Below are 20,567 nucleotides of genomic sequence, written 5' to 3'. Positions count from 1 at the left end.
ATCCGTCATCGATACCCAGAGCATCAAAACCTCCACCAACGTGCCCGTGACCAGCCAGGGAACAGACGCTGCCAAGAAGATCGTCGGCCGGAAGCGAGGCATCCTCACCGATACGATCGGCCTGCTTCTCGCCGTGACCGTCACCGCCGCCAGCCTCTCCGAGAACGCCCTGGGGGTACGTCTCCTCGATCAAGCCAAAAGCGCCTACCCGACCATCGCCAAAAGCTGGGTCGACACCGGCTTCAAGAAAGCCGTCGTCGAACACGGCGCGAAGCTCGGAATCGACGTCGAAGTCGTCAACAGAAACCCCAAAGTTCGCGGCTTCCATGTCGTGAAAAGGCGCTGGGTAGTCGAGCGGAGCATCGGCTGGATCATGATGCACCGACGCCTCGCCCGCGACTACGAGACCCTCACCACCAGCTCCGAAGCCATGATCCACATCGCATCGATCGACAACCTCACCAAGCGCATAACGGACGAGACCACACCAACCTGGCGAGGAACCTACTAGGCCATAAGCAGCAATTCGGCCACATCAAACGCCCTCTCAGAGGCCATCGAGCGCGGAATCCTCGCCGGATTCGAGATCGACGTCCTGGAGATCCGCGACCCCTCCCCCGTTCTCGGGGAATCGGAGGAGGCGCAGCGGGGCCGGCGCCTGGCCCTGTTGCAGACCGCGCTCCTGGAGCACGCCGCCGCGTACAACCTCCATACGGTCATGACCTTCCACCAGAAGGTCGAAGAGGCCCGAGCGTTCGCGGACAAGCTCCCGGCCACCGCCGCCGAGCTGTACGTCAACGACGCCTCCGACGCCGACCTGGCCGCCGCGGACAAGCTGCCGCAGTCCTCGATCGACGCGGCCTTCTACGAGCTGGAAGCCGGCCGCCACGTACCTCCGGACCGGGTCTGGTCGGCGTGGCTGTGCGGCGACCACCTCGTCACCGAACGGCGGGAGGCGCTACGGCAGTTCGCAGGCGGCATCGACGCGGCCGGGCACCGGGTCCACCGCGCCTTCCTCGCCAGCTGCCGCGTCCTCGGCGAAGGCGTCGACATCACCGGCGAGCGGGGAGTCGAAGCCATCTGCTTCGCCGACACCCGCGGCTCCCAGGTCGAGATCGTGCAGAACATCGGCCGGGCACTCCGCCTCAACAAGGACGGCTCCACCAAGATCGCCCGCATCATCGTGCCCGTGTTCCTGGAACCCGGCGAGGACCCCACCGACATGGTCGCCAGCGCCAGCTTCCGCCCCCTCGTAGCCGTCCTCCAAGGCCTCCGCTCGCATGACGAACGACTTGTCGAGCAGCTCGCTTCCCGCGCGCTCACGAGCGGCAAGCGCAAGGTGCACGTCCAGCGTGACGAGGACGGGAGAATCGTCGGGGCCGGCGGCGAGAGCGACGGCGAGGACCAGGAGCACGACGACGACACCGACGCCGCTACCGAGTCCGCGCTGCTGCACTTCTCCTCTCCCCGGGACGCCGCCACGATCGCCGCGTTCCTGCGCACCCGGGTCTACCGGCCGGAGTCCCTGGTGTGGCTGGAGGGCTACCAGGCCCTGATCCGTTGGCGGGCGGAGAACGAGATCACCGGCGTCCATGCCGTTGCCTACGACGTCGAGGTCGAAGTGGGGGTCACGAAGTCGTTTCCGCTTGGTCGATGGGTGCATCAGCAGCGGAAGGCGCTGCGGGCGGGCGAGCTGAAGGAGCGGCGCAAGACTCTGCTGGACGCCCCGGAGGCCGGGATGCTCTGGGAGCCGGGCGAGGAAGCCTGGGAGATCAAGCTCGCCGCGCTCCGGTCGTACCGCCGGGCGACTGGGCACCTCGCGCCGCGTCAGGACGCGGTCTGGGGCGAAGGCGAGGCGATGGTGCCCATCGGACAGCACCTCGCCAACCTCCGGCGGAAGGGTGCGAAGAACGGCCTGGGCAAGGACCCGGAGCGGGCCGCCGCCCGCGCGGCGCAGCTGACGGAGATCGACCCGGACTGGGACTGCCCCTGGCCGCTGAACTGGCAACGCCACTACCGCGTCCTCGCCGACCTGGTCGACGCCGACCGCGTCCTGCCCTACATCGCGGGCGGGGTCATGCACGACGGTGATGACATCGGCACCTGGAGGTGGCGGCAACAAGAACCCGGCACCTGGGCGCAGCTCCTGCCCGAGCAGCGCGAGCGGCTGACCGCGCTAGGCGTACAACCCACCCAGACACCATCACCCGCCCCCGCCCCCGCCAAGCGCGCGGCGCAGGGCCCGAGCAAAGCCCAGCAGGCATTCCAACGCGGCCTGGCAGCCCTCGCGCAGTGGATCGAGCGAGAAGGCGCGGACCGGCCGGTACCACGCGGCCACAGCGAAGAGATCACGGTCGACCGCGAGACGGAGCCGGTGATCGTCAAGCTGGGCGTGTGGATCTCCAACACCAAGTCGAGGAGGGACAAACTCACCCAGGAGCAGCTGAACGCCCTACGGGAGCTGGGCATGCAGTGGGCGTGACACCGACCGTCAGCGGAGAGTCCCAACGGCGGATCAGATGCGCGGGCGCCACCGGGTGAGTGGGCGGCCCGCGGCTCTGCTGTTGGCCTTACGGCACGCGGCGAACGAGACCAGCGGGGCGAACCACTGCACGAGGGGTGGCAGCCAAGTGGACCGGCATCTGCGCTTAGTTGGTGTGTCTACCCATCCGCCGTTGGAGGGGAAGGGATCAGGGTCGGGCAGGATGAGCACTCATGACGGGTGGGAAAGACAAGCTGATGGAGTTGCTGCGGCGCGCCGGGCTGCACATCGCGGGTGACTGGAAGACCGAGGAGGTAATGCCGCCCCGGGCCGCGTGGCGCCCGGTCGTCGCGGGAGAAGCCAGGCCGACCGTGAGTGTGAGGGCAGACCGAGCGGACCTGGTCGCCCAGCTCAATGCGCAGTGGCACCGGCTCGGGACCGAGAGCGGGATCTTCGGCGGGGACGGTGTCTTCCTGATCGACGTCGCGGGCAACTGGACAGGCTGCGCGCCCAGGCCTTGGACGCGGGTGCAGCTCACGGAGCAGTGGAACCTCGCCGGAGTTTTGGGTGAGCGGCCCGGGCAGCCGGAGTTCATCACCCTCTCGGTGGACGGGGACACCCTGCTGGGGGTGACCACTGAAGAAGACGAGGTATGGCTGATCGTCGTGGACCACCTGCGCGAGCGGCAGGAGGCAGCCGCTCGGGCGGCGGCCCAGGAGAGCCCGCGGGAGCGGGCCGCCGCTTGGACATCGCTGTTTCAGGGGCCGGGACCTTCCAAGAGGGTGCAGGAGATGTGGGCGCACGGGCTGGCACTCAACCCGGCCACCCCCGATGATCTGCGTGCCCGTCTCCTTGGTGTGTCGCACTTCCTCCTGTGGCGGCGTCTGCCTGCGGCGGTCGTCGAGGCGGCCATCATCCACCCGGATGGGAAGGTGCGGCAGTTGCTGGCCGAAGCCCAGCCGGGCCTCACAGCGGACCAATGGACTCGCCTGATCCTGGGCGAGCGGGAATCCCGGCCCCGCTGGATCCTCACCCTGCTGGCGGCGGACCGGCGCGCCGAGCTCACCGACACCGCCTACGAGCAGCTCGCCGCGGATCCTTCCGTCCGGGTCCGGGAAGAGACAGCCCGCCTTCGCGGACTGCCCGTACGGATACTGACCGCGCTGGCTGGCGACGACAATCCCTCTGTACGCGCCTCAGCCTGCCAAAGGGCCTGGCCTCATCTGGACGGCCCGGCCCGGCGCAAGCTTCTGAGCGATCCCTCCGGCAAGGTGCGCGTCGAGGCACTGTTGCTGCATCACCGGAAGCAGCCGATGCCCCGCTCGGTGTTCGAGACCGAAGGAGTCCGGGACCGTGCGGTGGAGTCCTGCCGCCTCGAACGCGGCCTCGCCGAACACCTGGCCCGCCACGGCGAGCCGGCACAACGCTGCTCTCTCGCGGGCAACCCGCACCTGGACCCGGACCTGGTCGGTCTTCTTGCCCAGGACCCTGACGAGAACGTCCGCTTCGTGGTGGCCACACGCGCCGACATCACCGAGGAGCAGCGGGCGGGCATCCCCATCGACTTCCACCCGCGCGTGCACTACTACCCGCTGGACTGGGTCATGGCACTGCACGAGGATCCCGGCGCCATGCGCCGCCTGGCCGCCTCCTCCCATCCTCTGGTCCGCAGGAGCGTTGCCCGGGCCCGGCACCTCCCTGCGGACGTCGTCGAACGCCTCGCCCGCGACGACGACCGCGTCGTCCAGCTCTTCCTCGCGGAATCCTGCGACGACGCGCCCGCTGACATGCTCCTGCGGGTGTGGCAGTGGTGGACCGGCAGCCTCACCACCCCCGACCGCCCTCACGGCCACCCCAACTTCCCCCGCCGCGACCTGCTGCGCTACGTCAACGACCCGAACGTCAGAATGCGCCAGCTGGCCTTGGACGACCCGGAGTCCACGCCAGAGCTGGTGGAGACGTTCAGCCGGGACAGCAACGAGGAAGTACGGCACCGGGCCACGTCCGACCCACGCCTTTCGCCCGCATCAGCGGTCCGGCTGCTCGACGACCCGCACGAACGTGTCCGCTACGCGGCCGCCCTGCATCCAAGGCTGCCCGCCCGCGCGCTGATCCGGTTGCTGCGGGACACCGACACCGCACAAACCGCGGCCCGACACCCCGCCCTGCCCGTCCCCGTCATGGAACAGATGCTCCAGCGGATCCAGCCCCCGGCCCCGGTCACACCAGAACCGTAAGAAGCCGTCATGTCTCCGGGATCGGGAGGGTTGGGCTGCCGAGCGGCCTCGCAGGCGGGCTGGCTGTATCGGACGGCGATGTTTGCTGTCAGCCGTATGCCGATTCCGATCAGTTGGGTGCCGAAGGGCTGGGATACCTGGGACCAGGACAGCAGGCCGTGCTGTCCCGTACTCGGCGAGAGGGGCCGCGTGTGCCGGGAAGCCGTGGCAAGCATCAGCAAGACAGCCCGGAGGCCGTGTTCCCGCCGGCGGCGGGCCGGGCGGCGGCAATGCCCCGGCTGCTGGACCTCGACAGCCGCGGTGAGCTGAGCGCCGCGCATGTGCGCCTGGTGGCAAAGGCGTTGGGGAAGTCGGAGCGGACGGTGTGGCGATGGCTGGCCGCTGCCCGTGAGGACCATCGCCTCGCCCGGGTGGAGTCGTCCCATTTCACGGTCAGCACGGAAATCCGGCGGCTGCTGGCACTGTGGGGCGGTAACGCCTCCCGAGTCCACGCCGAGCTGGTACAGCGGGCGACCGAGGATCCGGACGCGCCCGCGGTGCCGTCGCTCTCCACGTTGCACCGGGCGATCCGCCGGGACCTGACCCGCGGTGAGCGAGCCGGGCTGAAGAGCGGGGAGGCGGCGCGGCGCGCGCATGACGTGTTCGGGCAGCGGCCGGTCACGCACCGCAACGCGGCGTGGGAGGGCGACCACAAGCACATGCCCGTCGAGGTAGACGTGGAGGGTGAGCTGGCCACGCCGTGGTGACCTGGTTCATCGACTGCGCCACCAAGGCGATCACCGGGGTGGCTGTCACCGCGCACGCGCCGAGCCGAGACGCGGTGCTGGCGTCCTTGCGCATCGCAATCACCCGCAGCGAGCCGCCCTGTTCGCCGCCGCGCTGCACGGCCTGGCGCTGCTGCGTACGGGTCCCTCTTCGGCGGACGCCTACGGCTCGGGCCTCCAGCTCATCACCACCGACAACGACACCGCCCCCTGGCCGGACGAAGCCTTCAGCACCATCGAAGTCGACTACGCCTGCCCATGGTTCCCAGCATCACTCGACCCAGCCCCAGCCACACCGGGACGCGCTGAAGACGAGGTACCGGGCATAGTCGCGCCGCCCCCTACGTTGACCCGGCGGTGCCGGTCGCGCCCGGCAAAGGTGGTGAGACTGCCGAACGGATCCGGTATTCGACTCGCATCTCGTTGGCCAGTGAGGAGAAGTGGCGTGCGCAGTCGGGATGGTCGCGCAGCGCTCCTGCGACTGAGCCGGCGGCATCCCCTGTCAGGGTGCGCAGCCAGGGCCTGATCTCATCCTGCGGCCTCCACTGGTCCCACAAGGCGTCCCAGGTGAAGGCACCGTTGCAGCAAACTTCCAGCAGATCCAACTGCGCAGCATTAGCGGCGTGGCGTGCGACGGTGAACAGCCACAGGATGACGGCGTCGACTTCACCACGCTCTATTGAGCGGTGTGTGCCCAGAAGGTCGGGCATCGCCCGGACAATCTCAAGGGCTCGGGGAGGGTCAGCGAACAACGCTGGCATGAGCGCCACAGGATCAACATTGAGAAGTACGTCGCAGTACAGAGCAGCGTCGTCGGGGTGGGTAGCCGCCAGGGCCACCAACTCCTCTGAGGCATTCGCTGCTCCATCGTTCAAAGCATCACGGAGCGTTTCGGCATGTACTACGGGCGGCGTGGGGGGTGTGTCGATCTCCTGGGCGATGAGGTCAAGGAACGCTTGCACCGTTGCCGGCCGTCTCCCGGGGTCCGTACGCGTTGCTCCTCGGACGACCGCGCGCCAGGGTCCAGAGTCCGGTATGAGTGGAATATTCTGCCGCGGGTTCCTGCGTGTGATCGCCCAGCCGATCAGCTGCCCCAAGCTGTAGACGTCAGTCGGCGGACCGGCACTGTGGGCATCGAAGCTCAACTCCGGAGCGGCAAAGCCCTCAGATCCCATGCTCGCCCCAAGCCGGGTGCGCTGCGCATGCGTGGTCTGGCCAGGCGGACGACGCACAATGCCCCAGTCGGCAAGAACCCATCGCCCATCAAGCCGAAGTACGTTAGACGGCTTGATGTCCCGATGTATCCATCCGTGAGGGGCGCCCGGTGCCTGCATCCCATGCGCAGCGATCAGCACCGAGCACAGGCTCTCAATCAGGTCCCGTAGTACGGCCGGATCCTTGAGGTCATCGAGGCATTCCGTTGCGACAGCCTGCGCCTTGGGCATGACGAACCACGTGCCGTCGGCGCTGGCGTCCCAGACCGGCATCGCATTCGGATGGTCGCTCAGAAGACGGCCCACCTCGATCTCACGGGTCATCCGGGCTTTCTTGTCGAGGTGCGGGTACTGGCCGCGTAGCTTCTTGAGGACGACGGGCGTGCCGGTCGGCTTGTGCGTCGCGTAGAAGACGTCAGCCATGCCGTCCTCTTGACGGTGGAAGGGGAACTTCTCGCAGTCATAGTCCTTGCGCAGACCGCGAGCCTCGTACGGGGCTGCTGCGCCACTCCGCAGTTCACTGATCTGCGCTGTGTCGACTCCTCCGCGCTGTGAGAAGCCGGTCAACAGCATGCGATCAGGTAGTTGCAGGCGCTGACGGATATCGGCAACCGCGCTGGGCCCGATGCGCTTCCCCAGCAGCCCCGCAGGCAGGTCCTGCACTCCTGACTGCTCAGTCCACCGAGGATCCAGGCGGCCTTGCATCGCCTTCCTGACACGGTGCACTAGCTCGGCGTAGAGACCGTTAATTTCAGTACCGGTCAAAGGCGAGCCCAGTTCGTGAAGGCACGCGACGTTACGTTCCTCGATGTCTTCGCTCCTGGGAAGTTCCTGGATACGGATCAGGCCCAAGAAGGCAGAGACCTCCTTGGCGTCAGCTTTCAGGTGGGCAGTCACCCGCTCCATACAGTGCTCGTTGTCGGCCCCTTCTCCGTGCGCAAGAGCAGTAACGAGCGCGTCGGCAGGATCGAGAAATCCCTCAACGGCAGCCGTTAGCCTGTAGGAGAGTCCCTGGTCTTTCAACGTTCCATACGTACGCCACAGGCTTTGCAACGGCCTCTTTGCGAGCACGTCTCTGAATGCCCAGGGAGTGGCCATTTCCCGCATCTTGATCTGTTGAAACTCCCAAAACAGACCGCCCTTGGCCTGCTCCTCACTGCGGGCGATGATGACGTCCTCAATGTGCTCGCATGTCACATGCCGTACTGCCTCATCAGCGAGCATCTCCAGGACGGCCTGTGCAGCCACGTGAGTCTGGTACTCGTAGCCTCGCAGTGTCACCGAACCCGAATCGTTCAGGGCAGCAGTCGCAATCGGATCAACCATGTACCCCCCAGCCCACTCTCCCCAAGCACGCAGCGTAAGCGGTACTCGACTGGCGAGTCGATCACTTCGGCGGAACTCGTGAAGCCAGCATGTCCTTCCCTCACCGAGGTCTCCCTCTTCGGCAGCGGATTGCGTTCACCCGTTCGGGGTGGGAGCAGGCGGATCACGTACCCGGCCGCCCGGAATGCATTTGGCTGTCAGACGTGAGGCTACAAGGCGGCGAGGCAAGCGGAGAGTTCGCGGAGGTAGCCGACGATCACCTGATGGCGCGCTTCGTCGATCCTGCGGGCGGTGACCGGCTGATGTGCTGGCGAGACGTCGCACGGGAGGTCGCGTTGGAGGACTGCGGTCCGGTGCGGCCCTTTCCCGTGCGTTCTGGCCGTGGTTTTGCGCCTGGTTGGTGGTGGTCGGCAACGACCGGGCGGCTGGTGCACTACGGGTCTGGTGTCATACGGAACCAGGTGATGCTACTGGACCGGGATCCCTCGGTCGTGGCCATTGCATGCCGCCCGGTGGAATTCACCTGGCGTAAGCGTGACGGAACCTGGGTGCGGCACGCACCGCATCTGATGGCCCGGCTCGCGGAAGGCAGGGGTCTGCTGGCGGACTGCGCCGGGCACGGGGACATCTCACCGCGCCTGGCCTGTCGGGCGGCGGTGGTGGAGGCCGCGGCCGCGGCAGCGGGGTGGCAGTACAGGGTTCTGCGCCCTCCGGATCCGGTTCTGGCGGCCAATCTGCGCTGGCTGGCCGGGTACCGGCACCCCCGCTACAGGGGCGGCGAACTTGCCGGGCGCGCGGCCGAGGTCTTTCGGCGACCGCGGCCTCTGATCGAGGGCGTGCGTGAACTCGGCGATCCGGTGCAGGTCTTCCCGGTGGTCTTCCACGCGCTGTGGCACGGCAAGTTGTCGGCCCCCCTCGAGGTGCCCTTGCACGAGCGGGTGACCGTGACGGCGGACCGCCCCAGACGGGGGCAGGCGTGAGCGGCACAGTGCTAGAGCCCGGAACACAGGTGCGTTTCGCGAAGCGGACCTGGACGGTGGTCATGCTGGAAGGGTCATGCGTACGGCTGGTCGACGCGGACAACTCCGTGGCCACTGTCGTGGCGAACTTCCTGTTCGCCGAACCCGACTTCGAAGTGGTAGGCGCCCCGCAGCGCGGCGTGCCTCCGTTCGGGCTCCTGGAGGAGCTGCCTGAACAGGTGCGCGCGCGTGCGTACGCCTGGGAGCGGCATGTGCGTGAGGTGGAGACCGGGTGCCCCGTTCCGGGTCAGGACCAGGTGCCGCGTGCCGAGTTCGATCCGGCCTGGCGCACCATGGCGGAGCGGGAGGAAGCCAAGGCCGCCGAGCTGACGGCGGCCGGGCAGCCGGCCAGTGCGGTGACGGTGCGGCGGATGCGGGCCCGCTATCGGGAGCAAGGCCTGTGGGGGCTGGTGGACGGCCGGACCGCCCGGCGGCGCTCGCCGGTAGGGCGCGCGGACGAGCGGGTGGTCGCCGCGATCGAGCAGGCACTCCAGGCGCAGCGGGAGCGGTCGACCGGGACGCTGAGCCGGCTCCGGCGCACCGTCGGCTGGATTCTGGAGGACGCCCACGGTGTGGGGACGGTAAAGGTGCCGCCGGCCTCGACGTTCAACCGGCTGGTGCACGCCCTCGCGGACCGTCAGGGGCTGTTGGGGACAGCGGCGCAGCGGCGCCGTCACTCCTCACGGCCGGCTCCGCCGTTCACCCCGACGGTGGCGCTGCGGCCCGGTGAGCTGGTGATGCTGGACAGCACCCCTTTGGACGTGATGGTGGTCCTGGCCGACGGGGTGGTGGGTAAGGCCGAGCTGACGATCGCCCTGGATGTGGCGACGCGCAGTATCTGTGCGACCGTGCTGCGGCCGATGGGCACCGGGTCGGTGGATGCGGCGGTTCTGCTGGCGCAGATGGTGACGCCAATGCGGATGCGCCGAGGGTGGGAAGAGGCGCTGGCGATGTCGCGCTCGGTCATCCCCTACGAGCGGCTGGTGTCGTTGGACGCGCGGCTGGAGGGTGCGGCAGCCCGTCCGGTGATCACGCCGGAGACGGTCGTCGTCGACCAGGGCCGGGTGTTCATCTCCGCCTCGTTCACCGCGGCGTGCGACAGCTTGGGGGTGTCGGTGCAGCCGGCGCCTCCGGCCAACGGCCCGGCCAAGGGAAATGTCGAGCGGATGTTCCGCACCATCGGCGACCGGTTCTCCCAGTACGTGGCCGGTTACACCGGCTCCGACGTCACTCAGCGCGGCTCTCACGTCGAGGACGAGGCGTGCTGGACGCTGCCGCAGGTGCAGGATCTGCTGGACGAGTGGCTGGTCGCAGACTGGCAGCACCGTCGGCACACATCCCTGCGTCATCCTCTGGCCCCGAAGCTCGCGGTGTCGCCGAACGAGATGTGGGCCGCGCTGGTCGGCGTGACCGGCTATGTGCCGGTGCTGCTCAGCGAAGACGACTATGTCGAGCTCATGCCGGTCAAACGGGTGGGCATCAACGATTACGGCATCCGCTTCGACTATCGCACCTACGACCATGAGGTCCTCAACCCGCACCGCGGGTTCCAGTCGACGGCCCCGGACGGGATGTGGGAGGTGCACCACAACCCTTATGACCCCCAGCAGATCTGGGTGCGGCTGCCTGGCGGCTGGGAGGAGGTGCCCTGGATCCACAAGGAGCGGGTAAGCCTGCCCTTCACCGACTTCACCTGGCGCCACATCCGCGCGACCGTCGAGCGCCGCGGCGACCGCGATGAGCACGAGCAACAGCTCGCCCAGGCCCTGGACCGTCTCCTGCGGCGGGCCGGTAACGGGGAAGGCACCCGCCGCGAGCGGACCGTCGCGGCACGCGCCAGCGCCGCAGCCTCCCTCGCCGGGCCCGTCCCAAACCAGCAAGAGCCGCCCGACCCTCTCACCGCCCCGACCCTCTCCTACGGCCTGGTCGGCGCCTTCACCCCAGCAAGCCTGGATGAGCCCGACGACGAAGAGTTCGAGGACGGCTGGGACGAGGACGAAGACCCGCTCGGCACATCAGACGATGCCGGCGGCGGCCCCGCCGGAGACGAGCAGCCATCCGGGCGGGCCGCAGTCCCCCGCCCGTCGCGGATCTACGATGCCCGCCAGGAGGCAACCCAGTGGTAGCAGTCCCCGAAGCCGGTCCCGTCCCGGACGAGGAGCAGCAGATGGCGGCCTATGCGCCACCGACCACGCGGGAGGGCTGGCAGCAGTTCGTCGACACTCCCCCACTGCAGCCCCCGCCCACTGGAGACGAGGTCTGGTCGCTTGAGGAACGCCTGGACTACCACTCCCGGTTCGTCGTCCTGACCACCCCGGCCATGGAGCGCATCTCGCTGTCGGTACGGCGGCTTATGCTCCTCAACCGCCGCCAACAGGGCACCGCGCGCCGCGGACTCATCGTGTCCGGACCGCCCACCACCGGCAAGACCACCACCCTGCTGGAAATGGGCCGCACCTTCGAACTCGCCGAACAACGCCGCCACCCCGGCCGCACCGACCGCCTGCCCGTCGCTTTCCTCGCGGTGCCGCCCGCCTCCACTCCCAAGATGCTGGTATCGGAGTTCGCCCGGTTCCTCGGCATCCCCATCGCCAACCGCATGAACCAGGCGCAGATCACCGACGCCGTCTGCCACCTGCTGTGCCAGCTGGGCACCGCGCTGGTCCTCGTCGACGACGTCCACCTGCTCGACACCCGCACCCGGGCCGGCGCGGAGACCTCCGACCAGATGAAGCACCTGGGCGAGAGGATTCCGGCGACCTTCGTCTACGCAGGCGTCGACGTCGAGGCATCCCCCCTGCTCAACGGGCCGCGCGGCGCACAGTTGGCAGGCCGCTTCACCCTGGTCCGCAACATCGCCCTGTCCTGCGGCACCGCCGAACAGCGCGCCGTCTGGCTGGACCTGGTCACCGACATGGAAAATGCCCTGCACCTGCGCCACCACACTGGGGGCACTCTGGCCCGGCACGCCGACTACCTCCACCAGCGCACCGGCGGAGTCATGGGAAGCCTCTCCCACCTCATCCGTGAAGCCGCCCTCACCGCCCTCCTCGACGGCAGCGAAAAGATCACCAAACGGCTCTTGGCCGGCATCCAGCTCGACATCCGCGCGGAGCAGCAAGCCCGCCCGCCCCGAAAACGCCTCCCGCGCCCCCGCAACAACGGCACTGGATCCTGACGAGGCGGACCAGCGGTGAAGAAGACCACCAGCCCTTTAATGGAACCTGCCGTCGGGGATTGTTCGCAGCCACCACAGCGCGAGCAGAAAGAACTGCCCCTGCATAGACCGCCTTTGGGCGCGGTGCGTGTCGCTCCACTGAACGGCGAGACGACGCTGTCGTTCATGAGCAGAGTCGCCTCCCGGTACAAGCTCACGGCCAAAGAACTCATCGGCGCGCTCGTGGACGTGGGACGGCGGCCCAACCTGTTCACGGTGCGGCCCGACGGAGAAGTGGTCTTCAACGCCGAGGCCCGGGCGGTGGTCGCCGCTTTCTGCCGCATGCCCGAAGAACACCTGCACCGTGCCCTGCCTGCCTGGGGCAGAGACGTCCCTTCGAGCAGGCTCGGCAGCGGGTCGGCCGCCTGGGTCCGCACCGCAGCCACTATCCCGCCGACCGGCCCCGGATGCCGGGCCTGCACCGCGACGGCCACACGAGGCCAGGAAGAAGCACGCCGCTACCTGCTGCCGCACGGCCGGGTATGCGTCAAGCACCAGTGCTGGATGATGGAAACACCCGTCGTCGACGGGGCAACGGCGTGCCCCGGGCAGTTGGACCTGCGGTATGTGCCGCAGAACGGGGCGGCCCAGCGCCGTCATATACGGCTGCTGCGGCGCTCTGCGCCCGCCGGCGAAGCGTTCACCATGGCGCAGGCAATCATGGCTTCGTGGTGGGACGAGCCCTGGCCGGAAGAGATCCTCTGGCCCGATCGGCTGCGGCTAATGGCACCTGGCAACGACCTCGCTTGGCGTGCCGCAGCGCGGGATGCGGTGACCTATCCCGAAGCCGTCACGCTGGCCGCGGCTCTCGCCGACCCAGGCCTGCAGCAGCGGCTACTCAATGACGCGGGGCGGCATCAGCCGCACGCCCTCGCCGATGTCCCCAGCCTCGTGGACGAACTAGCTCGGCGCCTTGAGCGGCCATGGATCGCCGGTCGCCTCAGCGCCATCACGACAGGCCCACTGAACGCCTGGGTACGCGCCTGCGTACGCACCCAGGCCGGGCACAAGCCGAAAACCCGCAGCATGTGGCACGTCTCCCCGCCCCACCGGCCCGCACCGATCACCCGGCTCCTGGCCGAAACCCGGCCCGTCGACGAAACGCCCGGAAAAACGGAGTCGGAGGGGTCGTCGGCCCCAGACGTGGCCGAGACCGCTAAGGGGTTCGCGCGCGGCCTGCGCCACGCCCGCACCTACGCCACCGAACACGGCCACCTCTGCATTCCTTACCGGCACGAAGAGGACGGGTTCCAACTCGGCCTGTGGCTGGCCAACCAGCGTGCCGCAGGCCCTCAGCTCTCCCCCGAGCGCAGCCATGCCCTGGCCGCTCTTGACCCGTGGTGGAATCCTGCGTGGAGCACACTGTGGCAGCGCATCTACCTGCGCGCACGACGGCTGCTGGACTCAGGCACCGACATCAGCCCCACTCAGGGCTTTCCGGGCACCAGCGAGAATCTCGGCACCTGGCTGTACCGGCAGTGCCAGGTCTACAGCAGCCTCCACCCCCAGCAGCGCAGGCTACTGGCACAGATCGGCATCAGTGCCGAAGCCGCCCGCCACGCACTGCCGCGGCGTCGCAACCTCGCCGAGGTCCGTGACCAGGGTCTGACCAACGCACGCGCCTACTGGAAGGAGCGCGGGCACCTTTGTGCGAGCGCTGCTGATACGTACGCCGGCTTCCCCATCGGCCAATGGCTGACCAACCTCCGCGTACGCGCCCGACGCGGCATTCTCGATCCCGCCCTCACACAGCAGCTGAACGCAATGGATCCGTGGTGGGCACCGCCCTGGCCCTCCGACTGGCAGCGAGCCTGCTACACGGTGACCGAACTCGTCCGCTCCGGCCACCCCCTCGACCCCGAAAGCGCCTTTGCAGCCTTCGACGACGAACTCGGTCAATGGCTATACACCCAATGTGTGTCCTACCCCGGCTTGGCAGTGGAACAGCGCCGACAGCTCGCGGGCGTCGGACTGACTGAGCAGACCGTCCAAACCGCCCGCCCCAACCCCGTCACCCACAGGCCGTCCCTGGAGACCGGTCTCTACTACGCCCGCTCCTACGCGGCACTGCACGGCGACCTCAACGCATCACCCTCCGACCGGCACGAGGGCTTCCCCATCGGAAAGTGGCTGGCCCGCCAAAAGCACCAGGCCGGCCTTCACACCGCCAAGTTCGCCGCGCCCTACCCGGCCGGCCCACTGCTGGCCGCCGTCGACCCATGGTGGAACCCACCGTGGAACGGGGACTGGCAGATCAACCACCGCGCCGCCCGCAGACTCGTCGAGAACGGGATCAAACTCCTCCCTGCACAAGGCTTCCCCGGCACCCCCGACTGGACTGGGCAGTGGCTCTACACCCAGTGCGTCACCTACCAGAACCTCCACCCGGGGCAGCAACAAAGGCTCACGCAACTCGGTATCACCACCGCGAACTCCTGCACCGCACAGCCCCGTCGCGTCACCCAGCAAGCATCATTCGACACCGGTCTTGCACACGCCCGCTCCTACGCCGCCCAACACGGACACCTCGCCGTACCCAGAAGCGCGAACCACCACGGCTACCGGCTGGGGACATGGCTCGCCCACCAGCGCAAACGGGCCGCCAACGGCCGACTACCCCACCGTCGCGCCGAGGCCCTCGACGTCCTTGACTCATGGTGGAACCCGTCCTGGGGCCTACCATGGCAAAGCGCCTACCATGCCGTCAGAAACGAGATCCACGGCCACATTCTGAACGCGGCCGCAGGTTTCCCCGGACTCCCTCCAGCCGCCACCAGATGGCTGCTCACCCAGTGCACCAACTATGGCGACCTCCACCCGGGCCAGCAGGAACTCCTGACCGGACTCGGCATAACGCCCCAGGACGCACACGCCGCCCGCCCCCAGCGGGAAACACGCACGCGCCGCCGAACCGGCACCAACGGGCCGCGCCCCACAACCGTCTCGTCATCCATCGACGGCGGCCTGCCCTACGCCCGCTCATACGCACACACTCACGGCGGACTCGGCACCGCCCACTACACCACCGAACACAACGGATTCCCCCTGGGCTGGTGGCTATACGAGCAGCGCAAACGCGCCGTCGCCCACCTACGCCGCACCGGCCGGCCCTGGCCCCACGACACACAGCTCACCGCACTCGACCCGTGGTGGAACCCACCCTGGCGGGCCTCCTGGAACCACAGCTACCACCAAGCCCACACCCACCACACCGCCGGCCGCCCATTCCCTGGCACCACGACCAAGTGGATCCGCACCCAGCAACGCACCTGGAACCAACTCCACCCCCACCAACAGCACCTCCTGACCACCCTCGGCATCCACGGACCCACACCCCTGATCAGCTACAACAGCCGCCCAACGAAACTGACCGGCCAACCAATAGAACTGACCAACGGACCTACGGCCACCCCGAACCAGGAAAACCACAGCTCACAGACCCCGCCCAGCCCCAGCCCGCAAGCAACGTCAAGCCCCTCGCCAACGCAGAGCACACCGCCAGCCCCAACCAGCCAACTGATCAGCCCAGCTCAACACACCGGACACCGATCAGATTGAACGAGCCGCGACAACCGACAACCAGCTCCAGGCCGCGCAGCTCCTGGGCAAGGAAGGCCGCTCGGCGGAAGTCCGCGGGGCGCGGCTCGCCGCCCTGCAGACCGCCCTGGTGAAGGCATCCTCGGAGGAGGGCTTCCGGCGCACGCTGGTCTTCCACCACCTGGTGAAGGAGGCCGAGGCGTTCGCGGCCGGCCTTCCCTACGTCGCAGCCCAGCTGCACGACAGCGACCCTGAGCTGTACCCGAAGACGATCTGGGCCAACTGGCTGTGCGGGGACCACAAGCCGCTCCACCGGCGCCGGCTGCTCGGGGAGTTCGCGGCCGGGATCGCCACCGACGGCACCGTGGTGGAGAAGTGCTTCCTGTGCTCGGTGAAGGTCCTGGGCGAGGGCGTAGACACCAAGAACTGCGACTCCGTGTACTGGGCGGACGTACGCGGGTCGATGCCGGACCTGGTCCAGGCGGTGGGCCGGGCGCTGCGGATGCAGCCGGGTGAGGGAAAGACGGCCTCGCTCGTGGTGCCCGTGCTGCTCGGCCCCGGCGAGACGCCGGACAACATGCTCACCTCCCGGGCGTATGGCGGGCTCGCCAAGCTCCTGGAAGCCCTCCGCGCACACGACGCCCGCGTCGTCGAGACCCTCGCAGAGCAACAGGCCCCGAGCGCCTACAAGCCCGTCAGCAAGGATGAGAGCGGGAAGAGCCCGGACGGGAGCGGCGAAGGCTCCGGGAGCGTCAGCGCCCCTGCGAAGGGGTTGTTGAAGTTCTCCACGCCGCGCGACCCGGCCGCGCTTGCGGCGTTCATCAACCTGCGCGTCCTCAACCCCGAACACGAACACTGGCGCCGGGGAGTGGAAGCCGCTGTCATCTTCGCCCGCGAACACGGCGACCTGAAAGTGCCTTTCACCTACCGCGTCCCGGAAGGCGAGGAAGCAGAGGGGGTCGGGTGGCCGGCCTCACTGGCGAACTTCCCGCTGGGGCAGTGGACCGCGGATAACCGGCGCTTCTACGCCCGCGGGGACATGAACGAGCAGCGCGTCGCGCAGCTGGAGAAGTTGGGCATGATCTGGTCCCACCACGACGTCGCCTGGGAAGAAGGCCTGTCCGCCGCACGCGGATGGGCGGCCGAACACGGCCACCTCCTCGCCCCACTCGACGCCACCCACCACGGCTACAAAGTCGGGATCTGGCTGAAGAACGCCCGCGCCGCTGCCCGGCGCGCTCAGGAGCTCGAACAGCGCCAGGCCGAAGGACTCCCCGTCGGCTCGTGGGCCGGCGCCCTGTCACAGGAACGGCGCGAGCAGCTGGAGGAGATCGACCCGTCCTGGTGCCCGGCCTGGCCGGTCGAATGGCAACGGGCCTTCCACCTCACCCGGATGCACCTGGAGGAGATCGGCGGCGAACTGCCCACCGAGCCAGGCGCCGTCATGCACCGCGGCGAAGACCTCGGACGCTGGGTCCGTGCGCAGCGCCTCGGCTTCGACAAGCTCACGACCGTGCAGCAGTGGATGTGCGAACAAGTCCTCGGCATCACACCCGCCACCGAGCACGAAAAACCCAAACCGCGCCCCACACAGGCCGACAAGTGGACGATGAACTACGAGGCCGCCCGCCAGTTCTACGAACGCGAAGGCCACCTCAAGGTCCCGAGGAAACACATCGAACGGATCCTCGACGAGGACCAGGAGCAACGGGAGCTCCGGCTTGGCGCATGGATCGGCAACCAGCGCAGCAGGGCCGCGACACTGGCCCCGGAGCGGATGGAGCAACTGTCCGCGATCGGGATGCGGTGGTCCTGATGATGGGCATCGTCGTCATCGCGGCCGGCTATTCGCTCGGACGGCTACGCCCCTGGCTGCGTGCGAGCGTTGGGCGGCCGATCAGGTCCGCTGGGTCCGGGGCGGCGCGGGGCAGCAGTCCGCCGTCGTCCTGGTCCACGTCGTCACCGAGCCGCGCACCAGCTGGTGCATCATGCGCGCCCTGGCCGCCGCCGCGCAGGCGTCGGCGCCCGTACACGATCCGAACGGGGCCGCCCACCGCACCCGAACAGACAAGGGAGGCACCACGTGAGCACCGAGCAGCACGACGCCGACGCATACGGCCAGGAGCTGGCCCGCATCAGCCACCACCATCGCGACCGTGGCTCTGAGCGCCGTGCGCGAGGACGAACGAACGGATACGTACAGCGCCTAGAGGCGTTCGCCGAACGGCACCGTGCGCGGCTTCAGGAGATGGTGTGTGCGTACGGGCCGGGCAGCGCGCCCGCCACCGGATACGGCCGATACCTGCTGGTCGGCCAGCCCGAGAGCCTGATCATCGTTGAGCGCATGGAGAACGCCCCGCTCCTCATGCGTGACCAGTGGAAAAAAGCGGAGGAGGACGACTTCCTGCTGGACGACCTTCAATTCGCATGGGGGACGCCCACCGCTTGAGCCGGTAAACCTCCGGGAGCAGACATCGACAGGCTGCACGGAGTCTTCCGTACGGCCCCTCGACGTGTCGATGGACACTGGCGAAAGCCGCTCTCTTGACCTCAGCGTCAACTACGTGCCGCTGGCGCGCCGCCGCTCGGGTGAACAGCGTCACCCTGCGCCCGTCGGGCGGTGGGTTATGTCAGGAGCAGCGAACCGCACGGCCGGGTTATCGCCGCCGCCGTGGTTCAGCGCTCTGCCTGAACGGGGGACATCGGCCGGATGCCGGTGGCAGCCTGGCCGTATGCATGAACTGCAGCAGCCTGCACTGACCGTTGGGGCTGGCATGGCGTTGTCTGCTCGGATTCAGGGGGTGGTGGGTGTGTCGGGGAGTAGGCCGTCGCGGCAGGAGTTGAACCGGCGTCGGCGTCGGAGCGGGTTTATCGGCCGGAGCAGTGAGTTGGGGGTGTTCCGGGAGAACCTTGCCCGGGATCCGGAGGGTGAGGCGTTTCAGTATCTGTTTCATGTGCGGGGTCAAGCTGGTGTCGGGAAGACTTCGTTGGTGCGGCAGTGGGAGATCGCGGCGCGTGATTCTCAGGCGGTGGCGGCTTATCTCGATGACGATGTGCACAGTGTCATCGAGGCGATGGAGGCGATCAGCGCCCAGTTCGCGCGGCAGGACGCGGAGCTGAAGCAGTTTGAGAAGCTGCTGGCCTCCTACCGTCAGCGGCGTCATGAGGCGGAGACGCACGCAGCTGTGGCGTCCGCTTCGCCGGAGGATGCGGCAGGTGCGCCGGTGTCGGCTTCGGTGTCCAGCACGGTGATGGCTCAGGCCGGCCTGGCCGGGCTGGGGCTACTGCCGGGCATGGGGGCGATCGCTGGTGCGATGGACCCTCAGCAGGTGGCCCGCACGGCCGACCGGGCCCGCGCCGCCCTCAGTACCCGGTTGCGCAGTCCCGAGGATGTCCAGCTGGTGATGTCCCCGTTACGGGTGCTGACACCTGTCTTTCTTGAGGACCTGGCCGCGGTGGCCAGGCGCCGGCCGTTGTTGGTGCTGTTCTTCGACGTGTACGAACGCACCGGTCCCGTGCTGGACCAGTGGCTGAGCGATGTCCTGGTCGGCGAGGAGTACGGAGAGCTTCCCGGAAACGTCGTGGCCGTGTTGTCCGGGCAAAGCGTGCTCAATGCCGGCTGTTGGGGAGACCACCTCGATCTGGTGGATAAATTGGCACTGGATGTGTTCACCGATGATGAAGCGCGCCGGCTCCTGGCCACCCGCGGTATCACCGACCAGAGCGTCATCGAGGTCATCCTGCAGCTGAGCGGCCGACTACCCGTCCTGGTCGACCTCCTCGCCCAGACACGCCCCGACACCGTCGATGCAGTGGGCGACCCCTCCGACACCGCTGTCGAGCGCTTCCTGAAATGGGAGAGCGATCCCCACCACCGCAACGCGGCACTCGCCTGCGCCCTCCCCCTGCAATTGGACGAAGACCTCTTCCGCAGCATCGTGCCCGAGCCCACGGCCGACGACTACGCCTGGCTGCGCGGCCTGCCCTTTGTGACTGGCGAGGCCGGCCGGTGCCGCTTCCATGACGTCGTACGCACCTCCATGCTGCGCCTGCAGCGCACCCAGTCCCCCACACGCTGGCAACAGCAGCACACCACGATCGCCGACGCCTACCGGCAGCGCCGTCACGCTCACCAGGAAGGCCTTCCCACGGACGAACGCTGGGAAGACCCCGCCTGGCGCGAGCATCAGCTCAATGAGACCTACCACCGTCTGTGTGCCGATCCCCACCGTGCTCTGACCAGCACCCTCCAGCAAGCGGTACGCGCCTGTGTTCAAGGAGCGGGCGTACTCCGTCGGTGGGCTCAGGTCCTCGCCCAGGCCGCACACGACACTGACAACCCGTCCCTCAGTGCTTGGGCAGACCGGTTGAATTCCCCGACAGCGGAACCCTCTGATGAAGATGCGCTCGTCAACGCTCTGACCCAGCTGATCAAAGCACCCGGTCTCACCGCCGGCGACCTCGCCCTGGTCTATGCGGTCCGCGGCCGCGAACACCGCGACTCGGGCCGTTACGAGCAGGCCCTGACCGACTACAACCACGCCTTCGACCTCGGCCACCACCGCCAGCGCATCTACTACGGACGCGGCGTCACTCACTTCCTCACAGGTCAGCTCGATGATGCTCTCACCGACCTGGCCCAGGCCATCGAACTTGATCCCACCGATGCCTGGGCCATCACCAACCGCGGCGTAACCCACCGCCTCACGGGCCAGTACGACGACGCCCTCACCGACTACAACCACGCCATCGAACTCGACCCCACCAGCAT

13 protein-coding genes are annotated in these 20,567 nt (G+C 68.2%); 11 read left to right on the top strand and 2 right to left on the bottom strand.

Going from position 1 to position 20,567, the window contains the following annotated elements; translation table 11 throughout:
• Positions 1–511, top strand: a 511-nt coding sequence (locus tag NBY69_RS36780; protein ID WP_250306636.1) for a transposase, incomplete at its 5' end; no start/stop codon positions are given.
• 36 nt (positions 512–547) lie between these two features.
• On the opposite strand, the gene NBY69_RS36775 is transcribed toward NBY69_RS36780, so the two are convergent.
• Positions 548–712, bottom strand: coding sequence for a hypothetical protein (locus NBY69_RS36775; protein ID WP_250306635.1), 165 nt, complete (start codon positions 710–712; stop codon positions 548–550).
• Between the two features lie 6 nt (positions 713–718).
• Between NBY69_RS36775 and NBY69_RS36770 the strand changes: the two genes are divergently transcribed.
• The 3 genes from NBY69_RS36770 to NBY69_RS36760 all read left to right on the top strand — a co-directional run bounded on the left by NBY69_RS36770 (position 719) and on the right by NBY69_RS36760 (position 5,465).
• On the top strand, positions 719–2,482 hold the full coding sequence (locus tag NBY69_RS36770) for a helicase associated domain-containing protein (protein WP_250306634.1): 1,764 nt from the start codon (positions 719–721) through the stop codon (positions 2,480–2,482).
• Positions 2,483–2,715: 233 nt separating this feature from the next.
• The gene (locus NBY69_RS36765) at positions 2,716–4,719 is read left to right on the top strand and encodes a PE-PGRS family protein (protein ID WP_250306633.1); all 2,004 of its coding nucleotides are present in this window, start codon (positions 2,716–2,718) and stop codon (positions 4,717–4,719) included.
• A 191-nt stretch (positions 4,720–4,910) separates the two neighbouring features.
• The gene (locus tag NBY69_RS36760; RefSeq protein ID WP_250306632.1) at positions 4,911–5,465 is read left to right on the top strand and encodes a hypothetical protein; all 555 of its coding nucleotides are present in this window, start codon (positions 4,911–4,913) and stop codon (positions 5,463–5,465) included.
• 359 nt (positions 5,466–5,824) lie between these two features.
• Here the strand turns inward: NBY69_RS36760 and NBY69_RS36755 are convergent, their stop codons facing one another.
• The gene (locus NBY69_RS36755) at positions 5,825–8,023 is read right to left on the bottom strand and encodes a dsDNA nuclease domain-containing protein (protein ID WP_250306631.1); all 2,199 of its coding nucleotides are present in this window, start codon (positions 8,021–8,023) and stop codon (positions 5,825–5,827) included.
• A gap of 263 nt (positions 8,024–8,286) precedes the next feature.
• Between NBY69_RS36755 and NBY69_RS36750 the strand changes: the two genes are divergently transcribed.
• The 7 genes from NBY69_RS36750 to NBY69_RS36720 form a co-directional block, all read left to right on the top strand.
• The gene (locus tag NBY69_RS36750; protein ID WP_250306630.1) at positions 8,287–9,003 is read left to right on the top strand and encodes a TnsA-like heteromeric transposase endonuclease subunit; all 717 of its coding nucleotides are present in this window, start codon (positions 8,287–8,289) and stop codon (positions 9,001–9,003) included.
• Between the two features lie 62 nt (positions 9,004–9,065).
• Positions 9,066–11,168: a transposase gene (locus NBY69_RS36745; protein ID WP_250306629.1), complete on the top strand. Its 2,103-nt coding sequence runs from the start codon at positions 9,066–9,068 to the stop codon at positions 11,166–11,168.
• A 41-nt stretch (positions 11,169–11,209) separates the two neighbouring features.
• On the top strand, positions 11,210–12,220 hold the full coding sequence (locus NBY69_RS36740) for a TniB family NTP-binding protein (protein WP_250306637.1): 1,011 nt from the start codon (positions 11,210–11,212) through the stop codon (positions 12,218–12,220).
• A 15-nt stretch (positions 12,221–12,235) separates the two neighbouring features.
• Complete coding sequence (locus NBY69_RS36735) at positions 12,236–15,817, top strand: helicase associated domain-containing protein (protein ID WP_250306628.1); 3,582 nt, start codon at positions 12,236–12,238, stop codon at positions 15,815–15,817.
• Between the two features lie 109 nt (positions 15,818–15,926).
• Positions 15,927–17,612, top strand: coding sequence for a Helicase associated domain protein (locus tag NBY69_RS36730; protein WP_250306627.1), 1,686 nt, complete (start codon positions 15,927–15,929; stop codon positions 17,610–17,612).
• A gap of 267 nt (positions 17,613–17,879) precedes the next feature.
• Positions 17,880–18,245, top strand: coding sequence for a hypothetical protein (locus tag NBY69_RS36725; RefSeq protein ID WP_250306626.1), 366 nt, complete (start codon positions 17,880–17,882; stop codon positions 18,243–18,245).
• 283 nt (positions 18,246–18,528) lie between these two features.
• The coding region (locus NBY69_RS36720; protein ID WP_250306625.1) for a tetratricopeptide repeat protein at positions 18,529–20,567 on the top strand (2,039 nt) is incomplete at its 3' end.

The organism is Streptomyces sp. A 4/2, assembly GCF_940670765.1.
Lineage (GTDB): Bacteria > Actinomycetota > Actinomycetes > Streptomycetales > Streptomycetaceae > Streptomyces.
This window is presented reverse-complemented; position numbering and strand designations above follow the sequence as displayed.

Coding starts and splice junctions, on each gene's coding strand:
- NBY69_RS36740 (WP_250306637.1), top strand. CDS start 11,210: ATGGCGGCCTATGCGCCACCGACCACGCGGGAGGGCTGGCAGCAGTTC.
- NBY69_RS36750 (WP_250306630.1), top strand. CDS start 8,287: ATGGCGCGCTTCGTCGATCCTGCGGGCGGTGACCGGCTGATGTGCTGG.
- NBY69_RS36765 (WP_250306633.1), top strand. CDS start 2,716: ATGACGGGTGGGAAAGACAAGCTGATGGAGTTGCTGCGGCGCGCCGGG.
- NBY69_RS36775 (WP_250306635.1), bottom strand. CDS start 712: ATGGAGGTTGTACGCGGCGGCGTGCTCCAGGAGCGCGGTCTGCAACAG.
- NBY69_RS36745 (WP_250306629.1), top strand. CDS start 9,066: ATGCTGGAAGGGTCATGCGTACGGCTGGTCGACGCGGACAACTCCGTG.
- NBY69_RS36770 (WP_250306634.1), top strand. CDS start 719: ATGACCTTCCACCAGAAGGTCGAAGAGGCCCGAGCGTTCGCGGACAAG.
- NBY69_RS36755 (WP_250306631.1), bottom strand. CDS start 8,023: ATGGTTGATCCGATTGCGACTGCTGCCCTGAACGATTCGGGTTCGGTG.